This is a genomic window from Nocardioides renjunii (assembly GCF_034661175.1).
GTDB lineage: Bacteria > Actinomycetota > Actinomycetes > Propionibacteriales > Nocardioidaceae > Nocardioides > Nocardioides renjunii.
The window spans coordinates 1,365,401-1,381,923 of the sequence record NZ_CP141058.1 but is presented as its reverse complement, the minus strand read 5'-3'; the positions used below and the strand labels follow the sequence as shown (position 1 = coordinate 1,381,923).

22 protein-coding genes are annotated in these 16,523 nt (G+C 73.0%); 10 read left to right on the top strand and 12 right to left on the bottom strand.

What is annotated here, in order from left to right:
* Position 1: 1 nt before the first annotated feature.
* Positions 2-1,252, bottom strand: coding sequence for a glycoside hydrolase family 16 protein (locus SHK17_RS06615; protein ID WP_322921516.1), 1,251 nt, complete (start codon positions 1,250-1,252; stop codon positions 2-4).
* 181 nt (positions 1,253-1,433) lie between these two features.
* Here SHK17_RS06615 and SHK17_RS06610 point away from each other — a divergent pair, with 181 nt between their 5' ends.
* Positions 1,434-1,691 carry a hypothetical protein gene (locus tag SHK17_RS06610; protein ID WP_322921515.1) on the top strand — a complete coding sequence of 86 codons (258 nt, stop codon included), beginning with the start codon at positions 1,434-1,436 and terminating at the stop codon, positions 1,689-1,691.
* Positions 1,692-1,703: 12 nt separating this feature from the next.
* Here SHK17_RS06610 and SHK17_RS06605 read toward each other — a convergent pair whose 3' ends face one another.
* Complete coding sequence (locus tag SHK17_RS06605; protein ID WP_322921514.1) at positions 1,704-2,879, bottom strand: NAD(P)-dependent malic enzyme; 1,176 nt, start codon at positions 2,877-2,879, stop codon at positions 1,704-1,706.
* Between the two features lie 20 nt (positions 2,880-2,899).
* Positions 2,900-3,280 (bottom strand): S24/S26 family peptidase, encoded by a 381-nt coding sequence (locus SHK17_RS06600; protein WP_322921513.1) that lies wholly within the window; start codon positions 3,278-3,280, stop codon positions 2,900-2,902.
* Between the two features lie 82 nt (positions 3,281-3,362).
* Between SHK17_RS06600 and sodN the strand changes: the two genes are divergently transcribed.
* From sodN to SHK17_RS06585, 3 genes are all read left to right on the top strand, one after another.
* Positions 3,363-3,767, top strand: coding sequence for a superoxide dismutase, Ni (sodN, locus tag SHK17_RS06595; RefSeq protein WP_172270777.1), 405 nt, complete (start codon positions 3,363-3,365; stop codon positions 3,765-3,767).
* A 289-nt stretch (positions 3,768-4,056) separates the two neighbouring features.
* On the top strand, positions 4,057-4,473 hold the full coding sequence (locus SHK17_RS06590) for an ATP-binding protein (RefSeq protein ID WP_322424589.1): 417 nt from the start codon (positions 4,057-4,059) through the stop codon (positions 4,471-4,473).
* A gap of 1 nt (position 4,474) precedes the next feature.
* Entirely contained in the window at positions 4,475-5,311 is an 837-nt protein-coding gene (locus tag SHK17_RS06585; protein WP_322921512.1) for an RNA polymerase sigma factor SigF, read from the top strand.
* A gap of 27 nt (positions 5,312-5,338) precedes the next feature.
* Here the strand turns inward: SHK17_RS06585 and SHK17_RS06580 are convergent, their stop codons facing one another.
* Entirely contained in the window at positions 5,339-5,674 is a 336-nt protein-coding gene (locus SHK17_RS06580) for a hypothetical protein (RefSeq protein WP_322424591.1), read from the bottom strand.
* A gap of 252 nt (positions 5,675-5,926) precedes the next feature.
* On the opposite strand from SHK17_RS06580, the gene SHK17_RS06575 reads away from it, so the two are divergent.
* The gene (locus tag SHK17_RS06575; RefSeq protein ID WP_056601527.1) at positions 5,927-6,178 is read left to right on the top strand and encodes a WhiB family transcriptional regulator; all 252 of its coding nucleotides are present in this window, start codon (positions 5,927-5,929) and stop codon (positions 6,176-6,178) included.
* Between the two features lie 50 nt (positions 6,179-6,228).
* Here the strand turns inward: SHK17_RS06575 and SHK17_RS06570 are convergent, their stop codons facing one another.
* Entirely contained in the window at positions 6,229-7,713 is a 1,485-nt protein-coding gene (locus SHK17_RS06570; RefSeq protein ID WP_322921511.1) for a sensor histidine kinase, read from the bottom strand.
* Between the two features lie 46 nt (positions 7,714-7,759).
* Here SHK17_RS06570 and SHK17_RS06565 point away from each other — a divergent pair, with 46 nt between their 5' ends.
* From SHK17_RS06565 to SHK17_RS06555, 3 genes are read left to right on the top strand one after another with little or no spacing between them, the layout of a single operon-like run.
* Entirely contained in the window at positions 7,760-8,614 is an 855-nt protein-coding gene (locus SHK17_RS06565; protein ID WP_172270767.1) for a DUF2785 domain-containing protein, read from the top strand.
* Positions 8,615-8,623: 9 nt separating this feature from the next.
* Positions 8,624-10,303 carry an acetolactate synthase gene (locus tag SHK17_RS06560; protein WP_172270765.1) on the top strand — a complete coding sequence of 560 codons (1,680 nt, stop codon included), beginning with the start codon at positions 8,624-8,626 and terminating at the stop codon, positions 10,301-10,303.
* A gap of 1 nt (position 10,304) precedes the next feature.
* Positions 10,305-10,784 (top strand): GNAT family N-acetyltransferase, encoded by a 480-nt coding sequence (locus tag SHK17_RS06555; RefSeq protein WP_322424596.1) that lies wholly within the window; start codon positions 10,305-10,307, stop codon positions 10,782-10,784.
* A 23-nt stretch (positions 10,785-10,807) separates the two neighbouring features.
* Here SHK17_RS06555 and SHK17_RS06550 read toward each other — a convergent pair whose 3' ends face one another.
* Positions 10,808-12,214, bottom strand: coding sequence for a hypothetical protein (locus SHK17_RS06550; RefSeq protein WP_322921510.1), 1,407 nt, complete (start codon positions 12,212-12,214; stop codon positions 10,808-10,810).
* Positions 12,211-12,729, bottom strand: coding sequence for an RNA polymerase sigma factor (locus SHK17_RS06545; protein ID WP_216652136.1), 519 nt, complete (start codon positions 12,727-12,729; stop codon positions 12,211-12,213). The genes SHK17_RS06550 and SHK17_RS06545 overlap by 4 nt, the downstream gene beginning before the upstream one ends.
* Before the next feature lie 87 nt (positions 12,730-12,816).
* Here SHK17_RS06545 and SHK17_RS06540 point away from each other — a divergent pair, with 87 nt between their 5' ends.
* Complete coding sequence (locus SHK17_RS06540) at positions 12,817-13,191, top strand: thioesterase family protein (protein ID WP_172270759.1); 375 nt, start codon at positions 12,817-12,819, stop codon at positions 13,189-13,191.
* A 140-nt stretch (positions 13,192-13,331) separates the two neighbouring features.
* On the opposite strand, the gene SHK17_RS06535 is transcribed toward SHK17_RS06540, so the two are convergent.
* Together SHK17_RS06535 and SHK17_RS06530 are read right to left on the bottom strand one after the other, a co-directional pair.
* Complete coding sequence (locus tag SHK17_RS06535; protein WP_172270757.1) at positions 13,332-14,105, bottom strand: DinB family protein; 774 nt, start codon at positions 14,103-14,105, stop codon at positions 13,332-13,334.
* Between the two features lie 245 nt (positions 14,106-14,350).
* Positions 14,351-14,539 (bottom strand): hypothetical protein, encoded by a 189-nt coding sequence (locus tag SHK17_RS06530; protein ID WP_172270755.1) that lies wholly within the window; start codon positions 14,537-14,539, stop codon positions 14,351-14,353.
* Positions 14,540-14,709: 170 nt separating this feature from the next.
* Between SHK17_RS06530 and SHK17_RS06525 the strand changes: the two genes are divergently transcribed.
* A complete protein-coding gene (locus SHK17_RS06525; RefSeq protein WP_172270753.1) occupies positions 14,710-15,408 on the top strand; it encodes an SDR family oxidoreductase in 699 nt (232 codons plus the stop codon).
* 67 nt (positions 15,409-15,475) lie between these two features.
* Here SHK17_RS06525 and SHK17_RS21170 read toward each other — a convergent pair whose 3' ends face one another.
* The 3 genes from SHK17_RS21170 to SHK17_RS06515 all read right to left on the bottom strand — a co-directional run bounded on the left by SHK17_RS21170 (position 15,476) and on the right by SHK17_RS06515 (position 16,521).
* Positions 15,476-15,550: a 50S ribosomal protein bL37 gene (locus SHK17_RS21170; protein WP_369759046.1), complete on the bottom strand. Its 75-nt coding sequence runs from the start codon at positions 15,548-15,550 to the stop codon at positions 15,476-15,478.
* Between the two features lie 66 nt (positions 15,551-15,616).
* The gene (gene rsrA, locus SHK17_RS06520) at positions 15,617-15,889 is read right to left on the bottom strand and encodes a mycothiol system anti-sigma-R factor (RefSeq protein ID WP_172270751.1); all 273 of its coding nucleotides are present in this window, start codon (positions 15,887-15,889) and stop codon (positions 15,617-15,619) included.
* Entirely contained in the window at positions 15,886-16,521 is a 636-nt protein-coding gene (locus SHK17_RS06515; RefSeq protein WP_172271724.1) for a sigma-70 family RNA polymerase sigma factor, read from the bottom strand. The genes rsrA and SHK17_RS06515 overlap by 4 nt, the downstream gene beginning before the upstream one ends.
* Positions 16,522-16,523: the final 2 nt, after the last annotated feature.

Genomic DNA, 16,523 nt, shown 5'->3' with positions numbered 1-16,523 from the left:
GTCAGCCGCCGGTCTCCCACACCCGCACCCAGTCCACGTACATGTGCTGGGGCAGGCGCCGCCCCTGGATCTTGGGGATCTCGTAGTCGGCGGCGATGAGGCTCAGGATCGGGAACTGGCGGACGTCGGACACGCCGCGGCCCATCCGACCGGTCTCCTTGCCGTCGATCCGGAAGACCAGCGAGCGGGGCGTCCACTCCACCGAGAACACGTGGTAGCTCTTCGACCAGCCGTCGCGCCGGCTGGCGAGGAACGACTCCGAGCCGGGGATCCACCCGCCCGCCGACACCCGGCGCCGGCCGTCGTAGCGGTGCACGAAGCTGGCCAGGCCGCCTTGCGGGTGGCGGTCGCCGAAGTACTCCACGACGTCGATCTCGCTCCCGGTGGCGCCGGGGTACATGCCGGCGGCCGGCTGGAGCCAGAACGCGCCGTGCTGACCACGCAGGCGGTGGAACTTCACGCGGGCCGCCGCGACGCCGTAGCGGAAGGAGACGGCGCCCTGCGTGCCGACGTGGCCGTTGAGCCGGTAGGCGAACCTGCCGCCGACCGCGTCGCGACCGCGGATGCGGCACCTGCTCGTCGCCTCGGGGTCCTTGACGACGCTGAGCCGCAGGGCCCCTCCACCGACGCTCGCCGCGCTGGGGTCACCCTTGGAGCACGAGCGGCGGTTCGAGCCGACGTAGTCGCGGCCGCGGTGGCTCCACTCGGGGCCGAGGTGGGTCCCGGAGAACTCGTCGGTCCAGGTGGCGTCCAGCCAGCGCTCGGTGCTCACCACGCCGCTCGTGACGGCGCGGAGACCGCCCGCCGCGGCGGCCCTGACGCGGTAGGTCAGCGGGTCGCCGGCCTCGGAACCGGCGGCCGCGAACTGCGCCCGGCCCCGGGCGTCCTGCCGGGCCGTGGTCACCGTCTCCCAGGCCTCGCCGCGGCGGACGTGCAGGTGCACCCGGCGACCCGGACGGACCGGGCGGATGGTGGCGGTCACCCCTGCCCTGGCCCGGTCGGCGTCGGCGGGCCGCGCGCCGTGCTGCACGACCTGCGGCAGCGCCTCCAGTGTCACGCGCTGCCGGGACGTCGTGCGCACCGAGACGCTGGCCGCCGGGGGCTCGGCGGGGTCGGCCATCGACCCGACGTTCGAGCCGACGTTCGAGCCGGGGGCCGAACCGGTGGCCGAGCCGGGCTGTGCCGCGGCCAGGAGGGTTGCGGGCACGAGCAGGGCCAGGGCACTGCTCGCGAGGGTGCGTGGGACAGACATGAGGGACCTTCGTACGCGCGCGGTGCGATGGGCACTGCGACCATGTCGGCGGGTGTCGCCTGCGGTTGAGACGCCGCCGGTGGGCTCCCGGTTGTCCCGACGTCGCCTCGTCCGCGGGGGCCAGACGGCCGCGCCGTCGGGTGGCGTGGTTGGAACGACGGGACGTGGGTACGGTCGTGGCATGACCAGTGACCTGGACACCACGACGGACGACCTCTACGAGACCATCCGCGGCCTGTGGCGCGAGGCGCAGCAGGGAGACGCGGCCGCCTCGGACGACACCGACGCGACGGCGGTCGGCGTGCTCGACACCGCGGTGGCGGAGCGGACGGGCCTCGAGCTCGGTGCCGTCCGGGAGTTCCTCGACAACGCCGACGGCGTGAAGTTCGCGGTGGCCCGCGACGGCGAGACCCGCACCGTCACGGCGCTGCTCGACTGACCGTCGCCCGGTTCAGCGGCGGGCGACCCCGTCGCGCCGGGCGGCCTCGGCGACCGCAGAGCGCACCGCCCCCGGCACCCGCGGGTCGAACGGCGAGGGGATCACCAGGTCCTCGCGCAGGTCGTGGCCGACGAGCTCGGCCAGGGCCGTGGCGGCGGCGACCTTCATGCCCTCGGTGATCGCCGTGGCGTGCACGTCGAAGGCGCCGCGGAAGATGCCCGGGAAGGCCAGCACGTTGTTGATCTGGTTGGGGAAGTCCGACCGGCCCGTCGCCACGACCCGGGCGTACGTGTGCGCCAGGTCGGGGTGGACCTCCGGGGTCGGGTTCGCCAGTCCGAAGATGATCGCGTCGGCGGCCATCGAGGCGACGACCTCCTCGGGCACCTGGCCGCCGGAGACGCCGATGTAGACGTCCGCGCCCACCATCACCTCCGCGAGGTCGCCACGGCGGCCGAACGTGTCGGCGGTGTCGCGGGCGAGCGCGGCCTTGACCTCGGTGAGGTCGGAGCGCTCCGACGTGAGCACGCCCCGGCGGTCGAGGACGACGATGTCGCGCACCCCGGCCTCGAGCAGGATGCGGGCCACCGCCACGCCGGCGGCGCCGGCGCCCTGCACCACGACGCGCACGGTGGCGGCGTCGCGGCCGGTCAGCCGGAGGGCGTTGGTGAGCGCGGCAAGCGCGACCACGGCGGTGCCGTGCTGGTCGTCGTGGAAGACCGGGATGTCGAGGCGCTCCTTGAGGCGCGCCTCGATCTCGAAGCAGCGCGGGGCGGAGATGTCCTCGAGGTTGACGCCCCCGAAGCTGGGCGCCAGCCGGACGACCGTCTCGATGATCTCCTCGACGTCGGTCGTGTCCAGGCAGATGGGCACGGCGTCGACGCCGCCGAACTGCTTGAACAGCACCGCCTTGCCCTCCATCACCGGCATCGCGGCGGCCGGGCCGATGTTGCCGAGGCCGAGGACCGCGGTGCCGTCGGTGACGATCGCGACCGTGTTGGGCACCCAGGTGTAGTGCTGGGTCATCGAGGGGTCGGCGGCGATGGCCTCGCACACGCGCGCCACGCCCGGCGTGTAGGCGAGGGACAGCTCGTCGGGGCCGTGCAGGGCCACCGTCGACACGGTCTCCATCTTGCCGCCGAGGTGCAGGTCGAACACTGGATCGCCCGCGTGCGGGTGAAGCGAGGCCATGCCGGGGATCCTCGCACAGCTCAGGGGCCCCGACGGGGGCGTCCCAGACGTGGCAAGGGCCACACCCGCAGGCGTACGACGGCCAGCACCTGGTCGTCCGCGACGGGCCCGCGGTGGCGCGAGTCGACCCCCTCGTCGGGGTTGTCGCTGACCAGCCACCAGGCGTCCGCACCTGCCCTCGTACGCCGCCGCTCCAGCGCCCGCTTGACGGTCAGCGTGCCGTCCGGGAAGCGGGCCACGACCAGGTCCCCCGGGCGCACCCGGACGCCGTGGCGCACGAGCAGGAGGTCGCCCTCGCGCAGGGTCGGGAGCATCGACCGGCCGCGGACCACCGCGGTCCCGAACGGCGGTCGGGGGGCACCCCCCGCCGGGGCGAGACCCCGCTGTCGACGCCGTTGCACGCGGAGTAGTGTCGCAGCCAGATGCCCTCTGCCGGACGGCACACCGTCCGGACAGACACCTTTCCCGATCGAGAGGAACCCGATGCTTCGCCACCTGCTTGCCCCGACTGTCGAGGTCTCCGCCCACTGCGACCTGCCCTGCGGTGTCTACGACCCCGCCCAGGCGCGCATCGAGGCGGAGTCGATCAAGGCGATCATCGCCAAGGTCGCCGACAACGACGACCCCGACTTCCGCACGCGCGCGATCCTCATCAAGGAGCAGCGCTCCGAGCTGGTCAAGCACCACCTGTGGGTGCTGTGGACCGACTACTTCAAGCCGCCGCACTTCGAGAAGTACCCGCAGCTGCACACCCTCGTCAACGAGGCGACCAAGCTCGCCGGCGGAGGTGGCGGCACCAAGGCCGTCCTCGACGCCGAGGTGGCCGACCAGCTGCTCGCCAAGATCGACGAGATCGCGGAGATCTTCTGGGAGACGAAGAAGGCCTGAGCGGACACCGCGGAGCGGGGGCCGCTGAGACCTTCTTCCCAGCAGCTTGCTGCTCCGCTTCTCGACACCGCGGAGCGGGGGCAGCTGAGGCCTTCTTCCCAGCAGCTTGCTGCTCCGCTTCTCGACACCGCGGAGCGGGGGCCGCTGAGGCCTTCCTCCCAGCAGCTCGCTGCTCCGCCTTCTCCGTCTCGCACGGACCCCACCGGGCCCGGTCGCCACGCATCGTGGAGGCCGGGCCCGGTTACTGTGTGGGCCAGCAGATCCGCTCGACGACGGGACATGGACGCAGATGGCAGATCACACGGGGGGCTCTCGCGCCGACGTCGAGCTCCGACTTCCGGCCGAGGGTGCCTACGCGACGATCGTCCGCACGACGGCAGCCGGGCTCGCGGCGCGGCTGGACTTCACCATCGACGACATCGAGGACCTGCGCATCGCGATCGGAGAGGCGACGGCCCTGGCGATCCCGGCCGCCGACCCGGGGACCGATCTCGTGGCGCAGTTCGTCTTCGGGCGTGGGTCGATGACCGTCGTGCTCGAGACGGAGGCGCGCGACGACCCTCCGCTCGACACCGAGAGCTTCGCCTGGCAGGTGCTCGACACGATGGCGCAGGACGCGTCGGCGGGATCGGAGGGCGGACGCTTCAGGGTCCGCTTCACGGTCGCCTCGACGATCACTGCGGGAATGACGGGTGCCGAGCTCTGACATGAGCACAGACACGGGGGACGAGGCAGTCGAGGCTGCCGTCGACCGCGAGATCGACGAGGACGTCGTGCTCAGCGGTCTGGATCACGTACGCACGCGCAGCGCCGAGCTGTTCGCGGTGCTGCGCGACGCCGACGCCGGCGACGCCGAGCGCTCGGTCGCGCGCGACGACCTGGTGCACCTGCACCTCTCGCTGGTCGAGCACTGCGCGCGCCGCTTCCGCAACCGCGGGGAGCCGTTCGAGGACCTGGTGCAGGTCGGCACCATCGGCCTGATCAAGGCCGTCGACCGCTTCGAGACCGACCGGGGGGTCGAGTTCTCGACCTACGCGACGCCGACGGTCATCGGCGAGATCAAGCGCCACTTCCGCGACAAGGGGTGGGCGATCCGGGTGCCGCGCCGGCTCCAGGAGCTGCGCATGCAGATCGGGGGCGCGACCGGGGAGCTGACGCAGAAGCTCGGCCGCTCCCCCACCCCCCGCGAGCTCGCCGAGGTCATCGGCTGCACGGTGGAGGAGATCATGGAGGGCATCGAGTCCTCGCACGCCTACGCGACGCTCTCCCTCGACGCCTCCGACGACAGCGACGACGGTCCTCCGGCGATGCTCGCGAGCCTCGGCGTGGAGGACGCCAACATCGAGCACGTCGAGATCCGCGAGTCCATCAAGCCGCTGCTCGAGGGGCTCGGGGAGCGCGAGAAGCGGATCCTGCTGCTGCGCTTCTTCAAGAACATGACGCAGTCGCAGATCGCCGAGGAGATCGGCGTCTCCCAGATGCACGTGTCGCGCCTGCTGACCCGCACGCTGGCCCAGCTGCGCACCTCGCTCGAGGCCGACTGAGCCGAGCGGGCCCATCGGGCCGGCCGGTCAGTCCGGCATCCGCGCGTCCTCCTCGAGGACCGCGGTCGTGGCCGGGTGCAGGAGACCGGCGATGACCACCACCGCCGCGATCGCCAGCCCGACGGCCAGCGCCCGGGTCGAGCCGTCGCGCAGGTTCCACGCGATCCCGAGCTGGATGAGCTGGGCCATCACCACGGGGCCGCGCGCCCAGCGGCGTACGCGTCGCAGCGACCAGGCGCAGAACGCCAGTCCGGCCGCCGCGGCGAGGAAGAAGATCGCCGTGGTGACGCCCATGGTGAGCCGGATCGCGCGGAGGTTGGCCAGCTCGAGGACGCCCAGCCCGGCCAGGAGGAGGGACTCCACCGCGACGAGGGACGCGGCCACCACGAGCGGCGGCGGTGGGACGGGCTCCGCACCATCGGGTCGGCCATCGGGTATACCGGACGAGGTAACGGGCACTGCGCAACTGTAGTTGTGACGGACACGACCACCTGATGGGGTTGTGTGAACGTTCAAAGGTTGCGAGTCTTGTCGCTGCGCTTCTCGCGCCCGGGCTCAGCTGAATGTCCGACAACAGCAACTGCCTGTGACTTGGAAAGAGGGAATTCCCCACTCATGGATTGGCGCAGTCGCTCTGCATGCCTCGACGAGGACCCTGAGCTGTTCTTCCCGATCGGCAACACCGGACCGGCCATCCTCCAGATCGAGGAGGCCAAGCAGGTGTGCCGTCGCTGCGAGGTGCGCGAGCAGTGCCTCGCGTGGGCCCTCGAGGCCGGGCAGGACCACGGGGTCTGGGGAGGCCTGAGCGAGGACGAGAGGCGCGCACTCAAGCGCCGCAACGCCCGCGCCCGCATCCGCACCGCCTGACCCCGGGCGGGTCGGGTCTGTACCGGCCCGCTCCCGCTCGCCCCTCCGGCTCACTCGACGGGCAGGTCCGCCTGCACCCGCGTGCCGCGGCTCCCCGGGCCGATCTCCAGCACGCCGCCCAGCTCCGACTCGACGAGCGTGCGCACGATCGACAGCCCCAGCTGCGTCGAGGTGTCGAGGTCGAACCCGCCGGGCAGGCCCCGGCCGTCGTCCTCGACGACCATGTGCAGCCGCCCCACGATGCGGCGCGCGGTGACCACGACGCGGCCGGCGGCCGGCCCGGACCCGTCAGCGTGCGAGCCGCCGGTGTAGCCGTGCTCGACCGCGTTCTGCAGGACCTCGGTGAGGACCATGGCGAGCGGGGTCGCGGCCTCGGAGGGCAGCTTGCCGAACGACCCCTCGCGCACCACCCGCACCGGGACCTCCACCCCGCTCACGTCGACCACCATCGCGCCGAGTCGGTCGGCGATCTCGTCGAAGTCGACGGTCTCCTCGACCGCCTGGCTGAGCGTCTCGTGGACGATCGCGATGGACCCCACCCGGCGTACGGCCTCCTCGAGGGCCGCCTTCGCGTCCTCGGCCTGCGTGCGCCGCGCCTGCAGGCGCAGCAGCGCGGCCACGGTTTGCAGGTTGTTCTTCACCCGGTGGTGGATCTCGCGGATGGTGACGTCCTTGGTGACGAGCTCACGGTCGCGGCTGCGCAGCTCGGTCACGTCGCGCACCAGCAGCAGGGCTCCGCTGCGGTCCCCCTGGGGACGCAGCGGGATGCTGCGCACGATGAGGGTGACCTCGTCGGTGCCGACCTCGGTCGCCCGGCCGTCGCGTCCCCCGAGGACGGCGCTCAGCGTCTCCTCGTCGAGCCGCTTGCGGGCCGGGACGAGGTCGCGGGTGAGGTCGGTCAGCACCAGGCCGGTCAGGTCGCCGTGGAGCCCGAGGCGGCGGTAGGCCGAGAGCCCGTTGGGGCTGGCGTAGACGACCCTGCCCGCGGGGTCGAGCCGCACGAACCCGTCGCCCACCCGCGGCGAGTCGGCGTGGTCGCTGCGCTGGCCCGGCAGCGGGAAGTGGCCCGCGGCGATCATCTGGGTCAGGTCGGCCGCCGTCTGGAGGTAGCTGAGCTCGAGGCGGCTGGGCGTGCGTACGCCGAGCAGGTTGGTGTTGCGGGCGATGGTGGCGATCACCCGGCCGGCGCGGCGCACCGGGATGACCTCCACCCGCACCGGCACGTCGTCGCGCCACTCGGGGTCGCCCTCGCGCACGAGCCGCCCGGTGGCGAAGGCCTCGTCGAGCATCCGGCGGCGCCCGGTGGGGATGAAGGTCCCCAGCACGTCGTCGACGAGGGCCGTCGGCCCGGTGGTGGGCCGCATCTGCCCGCCGGCCCAGTAGCCCTTGTCCTCGCGGTCCGGCAGCCACAGCACGAGGTCGGCGAAGGAGAGGTCGGCGAGGATCTGCCAGTCCGCCATGAGCCGCTGCAGCCACGTGACGTCGTCCTCGACGAGGTCGGTGTGGGCTCGCACGAGCTCGTGGAGGGAGGGCACCGGACCAGCCTATGGCGGGGTCGGGGGCGACTGGCAGGATGGAGCCATGTCGATCGGCTACTGGGACCAGGTGCAGGCCACCGGGTTCGAGGTCCCCGGCGACCGCCCCCTCGACGACCTCACCGCCGAGCTCACCACGATGCTCGGCTCGACCAGCCCCGAGGTCCGAGACGGCACCGCCTACCCCGCGCTGGCGACGTGGATCGACCGCGGCGTCTACGACGACCTGCTCACCGGCCTCGGTGACGGCATGGTCGCCGGGCTCGCCGTGGGGCAGGGCGAGTCGGGCACCGACACGGTGTTCCGCCGCAGCTTCAGCGCGCTGGTCCTGGCCGAGTGCCTCGAGCGCGACAACGAGCAGCACCTGCTGCCCGCCGCCAAGGTGATGGAGTGGGGCGACCGCATCGCCACCTGGTTCCTCACCGAGCAGGACACCCGCGGCTTCGTGCTGGGCAAGGGCTGGGCGCACGCGATCGCCCACGGCGCCGACACGATCGGCGCGCTCGGCGAGTCGCCGCACCTGGCCGGTCCCGAGCACGCGCTCCTGCTCGACATCCTCGCCGAGCGGCTCCTCCAGCAGCCGGCCGAGGCCCCGCTCGCCGCCGGCGAGCCCGACCGGATCGCCCACGCAGCGCTGCGCATCCTCCGTCGCAACACCCTCGCCACCGACGTCCTCGAGCCGTGGGTGCACCGCATCGGCGCGGCGGCCAACCCGTTCGGCGGCCCGGTCGACCACGACCCGTTCGCCCCGACCGCCGGTCCGCAGGGGCTCCTCCGGGCGCTGTTCGTGCAGCTGTCGCTGGCCCCGGACCCGCCCACCGTGCGCCCCGACCTGCTGCTGGTCGTGATCGAGGCGCTCCGGATGACCAACGCCCCCTACCTGCGAGTAGACAACGGCTAACCTGCGGGCATGAGCGAGACCAACGAGATCTCCGGCCACAGCGGCGAGCTGGCCGTCCACGTCGCGCGGGCCCACGGCGTCGAGACGATGTTCACCCTCTCCGGCGCCCACGTGTTCCCCATGTACGACGGCGCCGTGAAGACGCAGCAGGAGGGGCAGGGCCCGCCGATGCGCCTGCTCGACGTGCGCCACGAGCAGACCGCTGCGTTCGCCGCCGAGGCCACCGGCAAGCTCACCCGCGTCCCCGGCCTCGCCGTGCTCACCGCCGGGCCGGGCGTCACCAACGGCATCAGCGCGATCGCCCAGGCGCAGTTCGCCGGGTCCCCGATGGTCGTCGTCGGCGGCCGCGCGCCGCAGAACCGCTGGGGCACCGGCTCGCTGCAGGAGCTCGACCAGCCGCCGATCATCGCGCCCGTCGCCAAGGCGGCGAGGACGCTCATGACGGCCGGCGAGGTCGCCGCCGGCATGGACGACGCGTTCACGCTCGCCCGCTCCAGCCACCGCGGGCCGGTCTTCGTCGACGTACCGATGGACGAGTTCTTCAACTCGGCCTCCGGCTCGGCCGCGACGGGCGAGGGCACCCGCGTCGAGCCCGACGCCGACGCGATCAACGCCGTCGCCCGGCTGCTCGCGCAGGCGCAGCGGCCGGTGCTGATCCTGGGCACAGACGTGTGGGCCGACCACGCCGAGAGCGCGGCGCTGCGCTTCGTGGAGGACCTCGGCATCCCGACGCTCACCAACGGCATGGGTCGCGGCGTCATCCCCGGCGGCCACCGCAGCCTGGTCACCAAGGCGCGCGGTGCCGCGCTGTCCGGCGCCGACCTGGTGGTCGTGGTCGGGACGCCGCTCGACTTCCGGCTCGGCTACGGCCTCTTCGGCGGCCCCGACAAGAACCCGCAGGGCGAGTTCGCCCGCGTCGTGCACGTCGCCGACTCCCCCGGCCAGGTCTCCGGCCACGCCGAGCTCGCCGCGTCCGTCTCCGGCGACCTCACCACGGTCCTCGACGGCCTCCAGGCCGCCATCGAGCGCGGCGACAAGCCCGACTGGTCGGCGTGGTCCGACCAGCTCGCCGACCAGGTCCGCGCCGCCGCCGAGCGCGACGCGCAGCTGCTCACCGCCGAGGCCGACCCGATCCACCCCGCCCGCATCTACGGCGAGCTGGTGCCCCGCCTCGAGGACGACTCGGTCGTCATCGGCGACGGCGGCGACTTCGTGTCGTTCGCCGGCAAGTACGTCGAGCCCAAGCGGCCCGGCGGCTGGCTCGACCCCGGTCCCTACGGGTGCCTCGGCGCGGGACTCGGTGCCGCGATCGCCGCTCGCATCGCCCGGCCGAGCGCGCAGGTCACCCTCCTGCTGGGCGACGGTGCCGCCGGCTTCTCGCTGATGGACGTCGACACGCTGGTCCGCCACGACCTGCCGGTCGTCATGGTCATGGGCAACAACTCCGCCTGGGGCCTGGAGAAGGGCCCGATGCAGATGCTCTACGGCTACGACGTCGCGGCCGACCTCGGGCAGCGCACGCCGTACGACGACGTGGTGAAGGCGCTGGGGGGTGCCGGCGAGACGGTCTCGGACCCGAAGGAGATCGGGCCGGCCCTCGACCGCGCCTATGCCGCCGGCGTCCCCTACCTGGTCAACGTGATCACCGACGTCGAGGCGGCCTATCCCCGCTCCACCTTCGGCATCTGAGGTGGAGCTGCGTCGCATCCGGCCCGGCGAGCACGCCGCGGCCGGGGACGTGTGCGTGGCCGCCTACGAGCCGTTCCTCACCGGCGCCGAGGACGACTACCGCGCGCGGCTGCACGACGTCGCCCGGCGCGACGCCGAGGCCGAGGTCTGGGTGGCGGTCGACGGCGACCGGCTCCTCGGCAACGTCACCTTCTGCCCACCGGGGTCGCCGTGGCGCGAGATCGGTCGCAGCGACGAGGGCGAGTTCCGGATGCTGGCGGTCGACCCGGCAGCCCAGGGTGCGGGCGCCGGCACGGCCCTCGCCACCCTCTGCGAGGAGCGGGCCAGGCTCCACGGCGCGACGGGCATGGCGCTGTCCTCCCTCGCCACCATGGTCGCCGCCCACCGCGTCTACGCCCGGCTCGGCTACGTCCGCGACCCGCAGCGTGACTGGTCCCCGATGCCGGGCGTCGACCTGATCGCGTTCGCCAAGCCCTTCTGAGCGCCTGGAGCCTGAGCAGGCCCTCAGCAGGCGCGCGCGGTCGCCGGGTCCTCGACGTCGTCGAAGCAGACGGTGCCGGTGGGCAGTGCGGCGATCTCGGTGCCGGACACCATCTCCCACTGCCACGTCCGCCACGCGTCGCCGTCCGCCACCGCGGTGACGAGCGCACCGTCGCGCGTCAGCCACGTCCGGACGTCGCCGTCGTCGCGCAGCGGGACCTCGCCGACCGGCTCCACCACCCTCAGGACGTCGCCGCGCTGGACCACGACCTGGACCAGCGCGGGGTCGGAGGCGGAGGTGACCACGAAGGAGGCGCCGTCGTAGAAGACCCCGGTGGGCTGCCGGGTGTTGAGCAGCGGGTCGTCCACGGCCAGGTCGAGCCGCATCTCGCCCGCGTCGCCCACCCGGGCGACGAGCGCGCCGTCGGCGACAGCGCCGGTGAAGAAGAAGCCCTCGCCGTAGTCGGCCTGCTCCCCCTCGCCGATCGTGCCCGTCGCGGCGGGTCCGAGCCGCGGCAGCGAGTCGGCCTCGCCGGGCTCGCAGGTCCCGCGCTCGCCGAGGACGTCCGTGCGGCACGTGGGGTCCGACGCGCGCAGGACGCCCGCGTCGTCGAGGGCCCACGTCCAGGCCTCGAGCACGACGCGCTCGGGTCGGTGGAGCGTCATGTTTCCGGCGGCGTACGCGTTGCGCGAGCGGCCCGACCACAGCCGGCCGTCCTCGACCCAGTAGTCGTGGAGGCGCACGACATCGTAGTGCTCGGTCCCCTCCCCCGGCACCGGCACGCTGCCGCGGACCAGCAGGTCGGGATCCTCGACCGCCGCCTGCACCAGGAGGCCGTCGCGCAGGTCAAGGACGAGGGGATACCCGCCGCCGCCGACGGCGCTCGGGTCGTCGTCGTAGAGGACGAGCTCCTGGTCGCCGTCCCCGTCGGCGTCGATCGGGTCGAGGGCGTCGGTGCCGATGGTGGTGGAGAGCTGCACGATGCCGTACGCCTCCTCCCCCGTCGAGCTGAGCGTCGTCTCGATCCGGGTGCGGCCGTCGAAGTCCTTGCTCGGCTCCGCCAGGAACTCGACCTCCTCGTCCGTGCCGTCACCGTCGAGGTCGAGGCGCTCGACCGACGACAGGTCGTCGGCCTGCCACTCGCGTCCCACGTCGGCGGGCAGCTCGATGCGCGGCTCCTCGGGGCTCGGCGCGACGTCGTCGGACCGCTGGCGGGACGGCAGTCCGGCGAGGACCACGCCGAGCACCAGCAGGACGGCAGCCGCCGCGGCGACGAGGACCCACGGCGACGCCCAGCGGGAGCGCAGCGGCACGACCGGCGCCGGGGCCGTCGCGGTCAGGTCGTCGGGCCCGACGAGGTCGGCGCGCGCCGCCAGCGCGGCCCGCAGCCGCTCCTCGACGTCAGTGGTCGTGCGTGGCGTGGTGCTCATGACCCCTCCCCTCCCGCTCGCTGTCCGACGTGGGCGTGCATGGCCTTCTCCAGGGCGACCAGCGCACGGCTGGCGGTCGACTTGACGGTGCCCTGGCTGATGTCGAGCGTCCGGGCGATCTCCGCCTCGGAGAGGTTCGACCAGTAGCGCAGGACGAGCACCTCCCGCTGCCGGGGCGCGAGCTGCTGCAGCGCGGCGATGACCTCACGGTGCTCCTCCGCCAGCACCGCGCTGTCCTCGGGCGTGGGCGGCGACAGGTCGTGCGGCGGCGCGTACGCCCGCGCCGTACGCCGTCGTCGCAGCGACGAGCGCGCGGTGTTGACGACCGAGACGCGCAGGTAGGCGAGCGCCTTCGACGGGTCCCGGACCGCGTCCGGGCGGCGGGCGAGCGCGGCGAAGGCGTCCTGGACGACGTCCTCGGCGGAGGCGACGTCGTCGACCAGCAGCACCGCGAGCCGGACCAGGGACAGCCGGTGGGCGGCGTAGAGCTCAGTGATGTCCACTGATGGCTCCATGCCCAGGGTCCTCGCGCTCATGTCTGGTAGACGTGTGGGTGCTCCTCAGGTTGCCTCACCGTCCGACGAAGTTCCGAAAGGCCCGCCATGTCGCACCCCGAGCCCGCCACGCTGACCTTCACGGTCTCCGACGAGGACACCGCCGAGGCGGTGGGCAGCGGCTCCCTCCCCGTGCTCGGCACGCCGCGGCTGCTCGCCTGGCTGGAGGCAGCCACCTGCGCCTGCCTCGACCCGGTCCTGCCCGAGGGAGCCACGAGCGTGGGCACCCGCGTGCAGGTCGAGCACCTCGCGGCCAGCCCGGTCGGGGCGACCGTCGAGGTGAGCGCGTCGAGCGCCTACGAGGACGGGCGCCTGCACCGCTTCACGGTCAGCGCCCGGGACACCGCAGGCGGGAAGGTGCTCGCGGCCGGGGAGATCACGCGGGTCGTGGTGGACGCGGAGCGGTTCATGAGCCGGCTGTGACGTTCGAGCACGGCCCGGGCCCCGGACGTACGACGAGTGGCGCCGCAGTGGCCCACCACACCGGACACCCCCCGACCGCCTCTCCAACGGCGACCCCGCTTCCACCGACGCAGACAGGCGCGGGCGCTGCAGGAACGTGGCTACTGGGCTCGTGTCTCGAGGACGGCGAGGTCACGCTCGGCGTACGTCCGGTGCCACCACTCCTCGTTGAGCACGATCGACAGGCACTCCTTCACCGTGAAGGGACGCGGCGGCGGCCAGCCGCCGTCGTCAGGCGGGGTCGTCTCGGCCGCGAGCGACTCCTCGGTGAGCCCCTCGATGACGCGGCGTACGTCGGCCTGCCGGGCGCGGCGGACCTCCAGGACCTCGTCCAGCGAGGGTCGGGCGGCGCGGTCGCGCGGGAAGCTGCCCTCGGGCGCCTCGTCCCACGGCAGGTCGAGCGGGTGCCACGGGGCCGACTCGCCGTTGATCGCACGGTGGACCCATGAGGCGGTCGCGAAGGAGAGGTGCCGCAGCGTCTCGATGAAGGACCACTCGCCGTCGACCTGCTCGTGGAGCTGCTGCGGGTCCAGGCGCCGGGCCCGCCCGACGGTGCTGTCCCATCGCTGCTCGAGCAGGGCCCAGGCCTCCTGGAAGCCGGCGGGGTCCTCCGGACGCATCTTCGCCAGGTCCGGCTCGCGGCGGGCCACCTCGGCCTCGACGTAGGCCGTCACGTCGACCCCGTTGATCCGCAGGTCCTTGATCTCGCCGCTGATGTCGACGTCCCAGAGCTCGACGCCGGTCATCCTCACGTGGTGCAGGTCGGTGCCCCGGATGGTGACGTTGCTCAGCGAGGCCGCCCGGAACGTGGATCCACTGAGGTCGGTCCGGTCGAACGTCGACCCGCTGAGGTCCTCCTCGCCGAACTCAGCCATGGCGCACCGCACCACCGGACGAGGTGGCGCACCGGCGGGCGACAGGCTCGCGGCCGGCGTCGACCTGGGCGACGGGGACAGCGTGATCGGGGTAGGAGGCGGTCATGGGTCGACCGTAGGGGCCGATCCGGACGAAGTGGCGTGGGAACCGTCACGCCGCTCGCCCGGCGACTGGGGCGGCTGCGACCGGCCGCATGTGGGTCCGGCTGGCGCGTACCCGGTCCGTGTGCGCGGTTCGGCCCCGGTCACGACACCGGGCGGCGTGGCCTGACGGTGCTGAGCGAGTAGATGATCGCGTCGCGGCGGGCCGCGCGGATCTCGTCGGCCTTGGCCTGGCAGCCGACGCACCGCCGGCGGGCGTCGCAGCAGCGGGCGTCGCGCAGCTCGGCCTCGAGCTGGTCGGCGTGCGCACTGCGGCGAAGGGTGGTGTACATGTCGGTCTCCTGGAGCGATGGCGTGCTCCGAGCCTGACGGCCGGGCCGGTCGCGCCGCATCCGTAGCCCTACCGATATCCGGCGCCGCACGCGCGAGCCGGTACGTCGGGAACCAGCGTCGGACATCAGCGTCGGGCACCAGCGTCGGACGGCAGGGGCACACTGGCCGCATGACGTCAGGACACGCGTTGGTCGTCGGGGCCACGAGCGACATCGGCGCCGCGATAGTGCGGCGGCTGGTGGCAGGCGGGCGGTCAGTGTCGGCCTGGGGCAGGTCGGAGCCGCGGTTGGCGGCGCTCGTGGCGGAGCACGGTCGCTCGGTGTCGACGCAGGAGGTCGACGTGACCGATGCCGAGGCGGTCCGCGCGGGGCTGACCCGGCTGGACGGCGAGGCCCCGTCCCCGCTCGACGTGGTGGTCTGGGCCGTCGGCGTCTTCGACTGGGGACCGGCCCACGAGGCCGACCCGGACGCCTGGGCGCACCTGCTGGACGTGAACCTGGTGGCCGCTGCCCGCGCCACGCCGCAGCTGCTCACGCGGCTGGTGACGACGTCGCCCAGCACCCTCGTCCTCGTCGGGTCCGGCGCCGCCCACCGGGTGTTCCCCGACAACGCCGCCTACGTCGCGAGCAAGCACGGCCTGGCGGCGCTGGCCGCCGCGAGCTTCCTCGACGTCAAGCGCCACGGCGTCCGGGTCAGCGTCGTGTCCCCCGGCCTCGTCGCGGCGGGAGCCGGGCTCCTCTCGCCGCAGGGCGTGGAGGACCCGACGTCGCTGCTCCAGCCCGAGGACGTGGCGGCGGCGGTGGACTTCGTCGTGCGCTTCCCCGGACACGGGTGCCCGGTGCTCGTCGAGCTCCAGCCGCTCGTCTGAGCGCGACCGCCTCCTCCCGACATGCAAAAGTCCCCGCCTCGGCGGGGACTTCTACGTGGTGCGCGCGTCAGGCGTTGGGGCGCTTGCCGTGGTTCGCGCCCTTCTTCTTGCGAGCGCGGCGCTTGCGTCCGGTCTTGCCCATGGTCGTCCTCCTGGAATCGGTGCTCGGAGCAGTGTGTCAACAAAACCCCGTGAGCGGCGAATCGGGTCAGGCCTCGCCCTCGGTGATCTGAATCCTGACCTCGCGCAGCTGGAGGCGTACGCGGTCGCGCAACGACTCCGGCGCCGACTCCGTGCAGGAGCGGGCGACGAGCTGCTTGACGGCCCGCTGGAGGTCGTAGCGCTCGAGGCAGGGACCGCACTCGCGCAGGTGCATCTCGACGACGGCGCAGTCGGCCTGGTCGAGCTCGTTGTCGAGGAAGTAGACGATCCGCTCGATGTAGTCGACGCAGTCGTCGTTGCCGTGCTCGTGCGTGCTCACGACCCCTTCACCCCCTCCGTGGCCGAGGCCGGCAGCAGGTCGTTGGTGCGGACGTAGTCGGCGAGCATGTCGCGCAGCTGGCGACGACCGCGGTGCAGGCGCGACATCACGGTGCCGATCGGCGTGTCCATGATCTCGGCGATCTCCTTGTAGGGGAACCCCTCGACGTCGGCGAGGTAGACCGCGAGGCGGAACTCCTCGGGCAGTCGCTGCAGGGCGTCCTTGACCTCCGAGTCGGGGAGGTGCTCCAGCGCCTCCATCTCCGCCGAGCGCAGCCCGGTCGAGGAGTGCGACTCCGCGCGTGCGAGCTGCCAGTCCTCGACGTCCTCGGACATCGACTGCTGCGGCTGGCGCTGCTTCTTGCGGTAGGAGTTGATGTAGGTGTTGGTGAGGATCCGGTAGAGCCAGGCCTTGAGGTTCGTGCCGGGCTTGAACTGGTGGAAGGCGCTGTAGGCCTTCGCGAACGTCTCCTGGACGAGGTCCTCGGCGTCGGCGGGGTTGCGCGTCATCCGCATCGCCGCGCCGTAGAGCTGGTCGAGGAAGGGCAGCGCGTCGCGCTCGAAGCGCGCGGACCGGTCGTCGGAGGACTCGTCATCCACGACGATCTCGACGGCGTCGTCCGCCGGGGACATGT